Source organism: Pseudomonas grimontii (assembly GCF_007858185.1).
GTDB lineage: Bacteria > Pseudomonadota > Gammaproteobacteria > Pseudomonadales > Pseudomonadaceae > Aquipseudomonas > Aquipseudomonas grimontii.
Genome location: NZ_VFES01000011.1, coordinates 233240 through 240281, shown reverse-complemented (window position 1 = coordinate 240281; position 7042 = coordinate 233240). Strand labels below are relative to the sequence as shown.

Annotated in this window: 6 protein-coding genes; 4 read left to right on the top strand and 2 right to left on the bottom strand. The window is 59.3% G+C overall.

Features of this window, described 5'->3' with window-relative positions; all coding sequences use genetic code 11:
* Positions 1-911, bottom strand: a 911-nt coding sequence (locus tag FIV39_RS18690) for a ribonucleotide-diphosphate reductase subunit beta (protein WP_146371580.1), incomplete at its 3' end; no start/stop codon positions are given.
* A gap of 580 nt (positions 912-1491) precedes the next feature.
* Positions 1492-1761: a DUF2790 domain-containing protein gene (locus FIV39_RS18685; protein WP_027607759.1), complete on the bottom strand. Its 270-nt coding sequence runs from the start codon at positions 1759-1761 to the stop codon at positions 1492-1494.
* A 411-nt stretch (positions 1762-2172) separates the two neighbouring features.
* On the opposite strand from FIV39_RS18685, the gene acs reads away from it, so the two are divergent.
* The 4 genes from acs to FIV39_RS18665 all read left to right on the top strand — a co-directional run bounded on the left by acs (position 2173) and on the right by FIV39_RS18665 (position 7042).
* On the top strand, positions 2173-4128 hold the full coding sequence (acs, locus tag FIV39_RS18680) for an acetate--CoA ligase (protein WP_090400461.1): 1956 nt from the start codon (positions 2173-2175) through the stop codon (positions 4126-4128).
* Between the two features lie 651 nt (positions 4129-4779).
* Positions 4780-5565, top strand: a complete 786-nt coding sequence (locus FIV39_RS18675) for an ABC transporter substrate-binding protein (protein ID WP_090400460.1) — start codon at positions 4780-4782, stop codon at positions 5563-5565.
* Between the two features lie 92 nt (positions 5566-5657).
* A complete protein-coding gene (locus FIV39_RS18670; protein ID WP_010208305.1) occupies positions 5658-6347 on the top strand; it encodes an ABC transporter permease in 690 nt (229 codons plus the stop codon).
* Positions 6344-7042, top strand: a complete 699-nt coding sequence (locus FIV39_RS18665) for an ABC transporter permease (protein WP_090400459.1) — start codon at positions 6344-6346, stop codon at positions 7040-7042. The genes FIV39_RS18670 and FIV39_RS18665 overlap by 4 nt, the downstream gene beginning before the upstream one ends.

Genomic DNA, 7042 nt, shown 5'->3' with positions numbered 1-7042 from the left:
TCGATACCGAAGTTCAGGTGCATCGATTCATCGCGCAGGATGTACTGGAACTGCTCGGCCACGCCGGTCATTTTGTTGCGGCGGCCCATGGACAGGATCTGGGTGAAGCCGCAGTAGAAGAAGATGCCTTCCAGCACGCAGTAGTAGGCGACCAGGTTGCGCAGCAGTTCCTTGTCGGTGTCGACGGTGCCGGTTTCGAACTTCGGATCGGAGATCGAGCGGGTGTATTTCAGGCCCCAGGCGGCTTTTTTGGCCACCGATGGGATCTCGTGGTACATGTTGAAGATCTCGCCTTCGTCCATGGCCAACGATTCGATGCAGTACTGGTAGGCGTGGGTGTGGATCGCTTCTTCGAAGGCCTGGCGCAGGATGTACTGGCGGCACTCCGGGTTGGTGATCAGGCGGTAGACGGCCAGCACCAGGTTGTTGGCGACCAACGAATCTGCAGTGGAGAAGAAGCCGAGGTTGCGCATGACGATGCGGCGCTCGTCGTCGGTCAGGCCTTCGGGGTTTTTCCACAGGGCGATGTCGGCGGTCATGTTGACCTCTTGCGGCATCCAGTGGTTGGCGCAGCCGTCGAGGTACTTCTGCCAGGCCCAGTCGTACTTGAAAGGCACGAGTTGGTTGAGGTCGGCGCGGCAGTTGATCATGCGCTTTTCGTCAACGGCGACGCGGGCGGAGGCGCCTTCGAGTTCGGCGAGGCCTTCGGCGACGTCGAGTTTGTCGAGGGCAGCCTTGGCGCGCACGATGGCGGCGGAGTCACTGGCGGTGACGGCGCGGGCTTCGATGGCGGCAGCGGCGCCGGCACCGTCGAGGCGGTCCATGTTGGCTTCGGTGGCGTGGCCGGCGTTGGCGCCTTTGGTGGCTACTTCGCCGTCTTCTTCTTTGTCGAATTCGTCCCAGCTCAGCATGACGTGTCGTCTCCTGCGTGAGGGCTCAAAGGTGCCCGTGTGAAACCGGATGGTTGGGTGTTCACACGGCCCTCGGGCCGCGGTGGATCTTAAGGAATCGTTTGTTGCAACAGCTAGCGCAGGCATTAAACGGAATAGGGTTACGGGTGCTCTGCGTGAGGCTTGAGGGGCGGAGCGACAGGTGCATGCTCCAGCGCAGGCTCAAGGTCTGGCTCTTCGTCCCTGTGTAAAGGGATATTGCAGGCCCGATTTACCCGCGCATTATAGGGAAAAATTCGGCTTTGTGTTGCGGCGGATGGTCTCGGATCAAAGACAAAAAGGCGGCTATTTGAGCCAGAGTGAGGGTTTGCGGGGGTTTGATGGGGTAGGAATTTTTTGACGGGCGGTGGGCTATTTATTGTGGGGGGGAGGGGAGGGCTTTTTGAGGGCCGGAAGGGAGGGCTGGGGCTGAGTGACGACCGCTATCGGAAGCAAGCCCCCTCCCGCATTTGTCGCGTGTCGTGCCAAGGACCGGTTCTTTGCCGCAAGAACGATTTCTTGCGGCGAATAAGATCCGGGTCTGTTCTAACTAACGAAGTTGTTATCCGTTAGAGCAACCATTACCCATGACATGGTAATTAAGGATATGACGCTGACCCTGGGAATCTTCATATTCCATCTTCACTGGTACAACTTCGCAGACTTCCGGGATAGTGCTCATGGACAATACTTTGGCCACGTCCAGCTTGGTGCTGTAGGTGTAATCCTCAACAATCGGGGCGTTCTGGCCGGCCAGCTCGGTCGGGGCCTCGTCGGCCAGGGCGGCGGTGGCGCACAAGCTGCTGAGGGCCATAACTACGAGAGCTTTCATTTCTTAACTTACCTTCTTCAGGGCGAAAGGGGTCACGGGGCCTTTGTGAGGCCACGTGTATAACTTAGGGTTGGTTAGTTCGGATTAACGTGCCTTCGTGGGGGCTGTTACGTTGTTAATCACTGCTGTGTTAATCACAGCGCCTTGGTTGGCGGAAGTAATTCTAGGCCTGCGGGTTATATTCATATACCCGTGCTTTTGATAAAGACTATTGGCGGTTTTTGTAACAATCCCGTGGTAAAGGTTTTTTCACACACCCGCAAAGCGCCGCAGGCTGCGGGCCAGAGCGGCAAATGGGGATAGCAGGGCATTTTGTAGGGTCTTGTTACTACCATCGTCGAATGGTTCTATAGGCCCACCCCGGCTACAACTGGGCCATACAACAACAACTATGTCACCGAGGTAAGAAAGATGAGTGCGGCTTCCCTGTACCCCGTTCGCCCCGAAGTAGCAGCCAACACGCTGACCGACGAGGCAACCTACAAGGCCATGTACCAGCAGTCGGTGGTCAACCCCGATGGTTTCTGGCGCGAGCAAGCCAAGCGCCTTGACTGGGTCAAGCCTTTCACCGCGGTGAAGCAGACCTCTTTCGACGATCACCATGTCGACATCAAGTGGTTCGCCGACGGCACCCTGAACGTTTCCTACAACTGCCTGGACCGTCACCTCGCCGAGCGTGGCGACCAGGCGGCGATCATCTGGGAGGGCGATGACCCGGCCGAGAGCCGCACCATCACCTACCGCGAGCTGCACGAAGAAGTCTGCAAGTTCGCCAACGCCCTGCGTGGCCAGGATGTGCACCGCGGCGACGTGGTGACTATCTATATGCCGATGATTCCCGAAGCCGTGGTCGCCATGCTGGCGTGTACCCGCATCGGTGCGATCCATTCCGTGGTGTTTGGCGGTTTCTCGCCGGAGGCCCTGGCCGGTCGAATCATCGACTGTAAGTCGAAGGTGGTGATCACTGCCGATGAAGGCATCCGCGCCGGTAAGAAGATTCCGCTGAAGGCCAACGTCGACGACGCGCTGACCAACCCGGAAACCAGCAGCATCCAGAAGGTCATCGTGTGCAAGCGCACTAATGGCCAGATCAAGTGGAACCCGCATCGCGACATCTGGTACGAAGACCTGATGAAAGTGGCGGGCACCGTGTGTGCGCCAAAAGAGATGGGCGCTGAAGAAGCGCTGTTCATCCTCTACACCTCCGGTTCCACCGGCAAGCCTAAAGGCGTGCAGCACACCACCGGCGGCTACCTGTTGTACGCAGCCCTGACCCACGAGCGCGTATTCGACTACCGCCCGGGCGAAGTCTACTGGTGCACTGCCGACGTCGGCTGGGTCACCGGCCACACGTATATTGTCTACGGCCCGCTGGCCAATGGCGCGACCACCTTGCTGTTCGAAGGCGTGCCGAACTACCCGGACATCACCCGGGTGGGCAAGATCGTCGACAAGCACAAGGTCAATATCCTCTACACCGCCCCGACCGCGATCCGCGCGATGATGGCTTCCGGCACCGCCGCCTGCGAAGGCGTCGATGGCAGCAGCCTGCGCCTGTTGGGTTCGGTGGGTGAGCCGATCAACCCGGAAGCGTGGGACTGGTACTACAAGAACGTCGGCCAATCCCGCTGCCCGATCGTCGACACCTGGTGGCAGACCGAAACCGGCGCCACCCTGATGAGCCCGCTGCCGGGTGCCCATGCACTCAAGCCGGGTTCTGCCGCACGGCCGTTCTTCGGCGTGGTGCCGGCGCTGGTGGACAACCTGGGCAACATCATCGAAGGCGCCGCCGAAGGCAACCTGGTGATTCTCGACTCGTGGCCAGGCCAGGCGCGTACCCTGTACGGCGACCATGACCGTTTTGTCGACACGTACTTCAAGACCTTCCGTGGCATGTACTTCACCGGTGACGGCGCCCGTCGCGATGAAGATGGCTACTGGTGGATCACCGGCCGTGTGGATGACGTGTTGAACGTATCCGGCCACCGCATGGGCACCGCCGAGATCGAAAGCGCCATGGTTGCCCACCCTAAAGTCGCCGAAGCGGCGGTGGTGGGTGTGCCGCACGACATCAAGGGCCAGGGCATCTATGTGTATGTGACCCTGAAGAATGGCGAAGAACCCACCGAAGCCCTGCGCCTGGAGCTGAAGAACTGGGTGCGCAAGGAAATCGGGCCGATTGCCTCGCCGGACGTGATCCAGTGGGCACCCGGCTTGCCGAAGACGCGCTCGGGGAAAATCATGCGTCGGATCCTGCGCAAGATTGCCACGGCCGAGTACGACGGCTTGGGCGATATTTCCACCCTGGCCGACCCAGGGGTAGTGGCGCATTTGATTGAGACCCACAAGACCATGAACGTCGCGTAAGGCGGGCTGGTCAGACAAAGCCCCATTCGGTGTAAGCCGGGTGGGGCTTTTTTGTGTTCGCTTGAAGCCGGTGGAGATCCAATGTGGGAGGGGGCTTGCCCCCGATAGCAGTGGGTCAGTCAACTCATCTATGGCTGAAACACCGCTATCGGGAGCAAGCCCTCTCCCACATTTGAATCTCCACCAGTCAAATAAATATCGGTTTATCGCGTAGGAGCTTTCTGAATGTTACCGAGCGGCGCAAATGTGTAACCCATCGCCCGAACATGAGGCAAAGCGCTACGCTCACGCCCCGAAAAACCGCGCTTTAGACACCCCCGGTAATAAGATTAAACGCCACACTTGCCGTGCTAGAAGGGTTTGCGAATAATAGGCCCGCAATTTGCAGCATCAACAGGTTTAATATCTTTTGTCTCTGCATAAAATTCAGAGGCTGTCAATGTGTTGGAACCGCTTTCTCAGTGCTTCTGTAAATTGTTGTCGCATTGAGGAAATATCGGCTTCCGGCCTGTCGTTAGAATGCCGATCACTCGCTCGTCGTCGCAGGTGTATAGCCCGCGTAGGACGCAGCACCGCTATTCGGTTTCACTCAGTCGCATCGTGGGCCATGGCTCATACTGCTGTTTTGCCCTATACCGATGGAGTCCCAAGATGAAGAAACTCGTGCTGTTGGGCGCCCTGGCGCTGTCCGTGCTGTCCATGCAGGCCTTCGCTGAAGGCAAGCCTCTGAAAATTGGTATCGAAGCGGCTTACCCTCCGTTTGCCTCGAAGGCGCCGGATGGCAGCATCGTCGGGTTTGACTACGACATCGGCAACGCCCTGTGCGAAGAGATGAAGGTCAAGTGCACCTGGGTCGAGCAAGAGTTCGACGGCCTGATCCCGGCGCTCAAAGTGCGCAAGATCGACGCGATCCTGTCGTCCATGTCCATCACCGAGGACCGCAAGAAGTCCGTGGACTTCACCAACCGCTACTACCTGACCCCAGCGCGCCTGGTGTTGAAGGAAGGCACTGCGGTCAGCGACAGCCTGGATGAACTCAAAGGCAAGAAGATCGGCGTGCAGCGCGGCTCGATCCACGATCGTTTCGCCAAGGAAGTCCTGGCACCTAAAGGCGCCACCGTTGTGCCTTACAGCTCGCAGAACGAAATCTACCTGGACGTGGAAGCCGGTCGCCTCGACGGTACCGTGGCCGACGCCACCCTGTTGCAGGAAGGTTTCCTCGATACGCCAGCCGGTAAAGGCTATGCGTTCACCGGCCCGGCGTTCACCGACGCCAAGTACTTCGGCGACGGCATAGGCATCGCCGTGCGCAAAGGCGACAAGGAAAACCTGGAGCGTATCAACGCTGCCATCGCCGCGATCCGTGCCAATGGCAAGTACAAAGAAATCGAGAAAAAGTACTTCAACTTCGATATTTACGGCCCTGAAGCCAAGTAAATCGTCCTGGCTGACTGTCCGAAATGGCGCAAGCAACAGAATTCCTGCGGTTTGCGCCATTTTTTCATCCCCCCTTTTCGAGGACCTGAATCATGTTGAAAGGCTACGGGGCCGTCATCCTCGATGGCGCATGGTTGACGCTTCAGCTCGCCTTGTCGTCCATGGCCTTGGCCATTGTTCTGGGTCTGATCGGGGTCGCGTTGCGCCTGTCGCCGGTGCGCTGGTTGGCCTGGCTGGGTGACTTGTACTCCACGGTGATCCGCGGGATCCCCGACCTGGTGCTGATCCTGCTGATTTTCTACGGTGGTCAGGACCTGCTTAACCGCGTCGCGCCGATGCTCGGCTATGACGACTATATCGACTTGAACCCCTTGGCCGCCGGTATCGGCACCCTGGGTTTCATCTTTGGCGCCTACCTGTCGGAAACCTTCCGCGGCGCCTTCATGGCCATCCCCAAGGGCCAGGCCGAAGCCGGCCTTGCGTATGGCATGAGCAGTTTCCAGGTGTTTTTCCGGGTGATGGTGCCGCAGATGATCCGGCTGGCGATCCCCGGGTTTACCAACAACTGGCTGGTACTCACCAAGGCCACCGCGCTGATCTCGGTGGTGGGCCTGCAAGACATGATGTTCAAGGCCAAGCAGGCGGCAGACGCCACCCGCGAGCCTTTTACCTTCTTCCTCGCAGTGGCGGCGATGTACCTGGTGATCACCAGTGTGTCGTTGCTGGCCCTGCGTCATCTTGAGAAGCGCTACTCGGTAGGCGTAAGGGCGGCTGATCTATGATCTTCGACTACAACGTCATCTGGGAGGCCATGCCGCTGTACCTTGGTGGCCTGCTGACCACCCTGAAACTGCTCGCCATCTCGCTGTTCTTCGGCCTGCTCGCCGCGTTGCCCCTGGGCTTGATGCGTGTGTCCAAGCAACCGGTCGTCAACGGCGCGGCCTGGCTCTACACCTACGTGATCCGCGGCACGCCGATGCTGGTGCAGCTGTTCCTGATCTACTACGGCCTGGCGCAATTCGAAGCGGTGCGCGAGAGCTTCCTGTGGCCGCTGTTGTCCAGCGCGACCTTCTGCGCGTGCCTGGCCTTTGCGATCAACACCAGCGCCTACACCGCCGAGATCATTGCCGGTAGCCTCAAGGCCACCCCCAATGGCGAGATCGAAGCGGCCAAGGCCATGGGCATGTCGCGCTACAAGCTGTACCGCCGCATCCTGCTGCCGTCGGCCCTGCGCCGCGCGCTGCCGCAGTACAGCAACGAAGTGATCATGATGCTGCAGACCACCAGCCTGGCTTCCATCGTCACCCTGATCGACATCACCGGTGCCGCGCGCACGGTGAACGCGCAGTTCTACCTGCCGTTCGAGGCCTACATCACCGCCGGCCTGTTCTACCTGTGCCTGACCTTTATCCTGGTGCGCCTGTTCAAGTTGGCCGAGCGCCGCTGGCTGAGCTACCTGGCTCCACGGAAGCATTGA

Coding starts and splice junctions, on each gene's coding strand:
- FIV39_RS18665 (WP_090400459.1), top strand. CDS start 6,344: ATGATCTTCGACTACAACGTCATCTGGGAGGCCATGCCGCTGTACCTT.
- acs (WP_090400461.1), top strand. CDS start 2,173: ATGAGTGCGGCTTCCCTGTACCCCGTTCGCCCCGAAGTAGCAGCCAAC.
- FIV39_RS18675 (WP_090400460.1), top strand. CDS start 4,780: ATGAAGAAACTCGTGCTGTTGGGCGCCCTGGCGCTGTCCGTGCTGTCC.
- FIV39_RS18670 (WP_010208305.1), top strand. CDS start 5,658: ATGTTGAAAGGCTACGGGGCCGTCATCCTCGATGGCGCATGGTTGACG.
- FIV39_RS18685 (WP_027607759.1), bottom strand. CDS start 1,761: ATGAAAGCTCTCGTAGTTATGGCCCTCAGCAGCTTGTGCGCCACCGCC.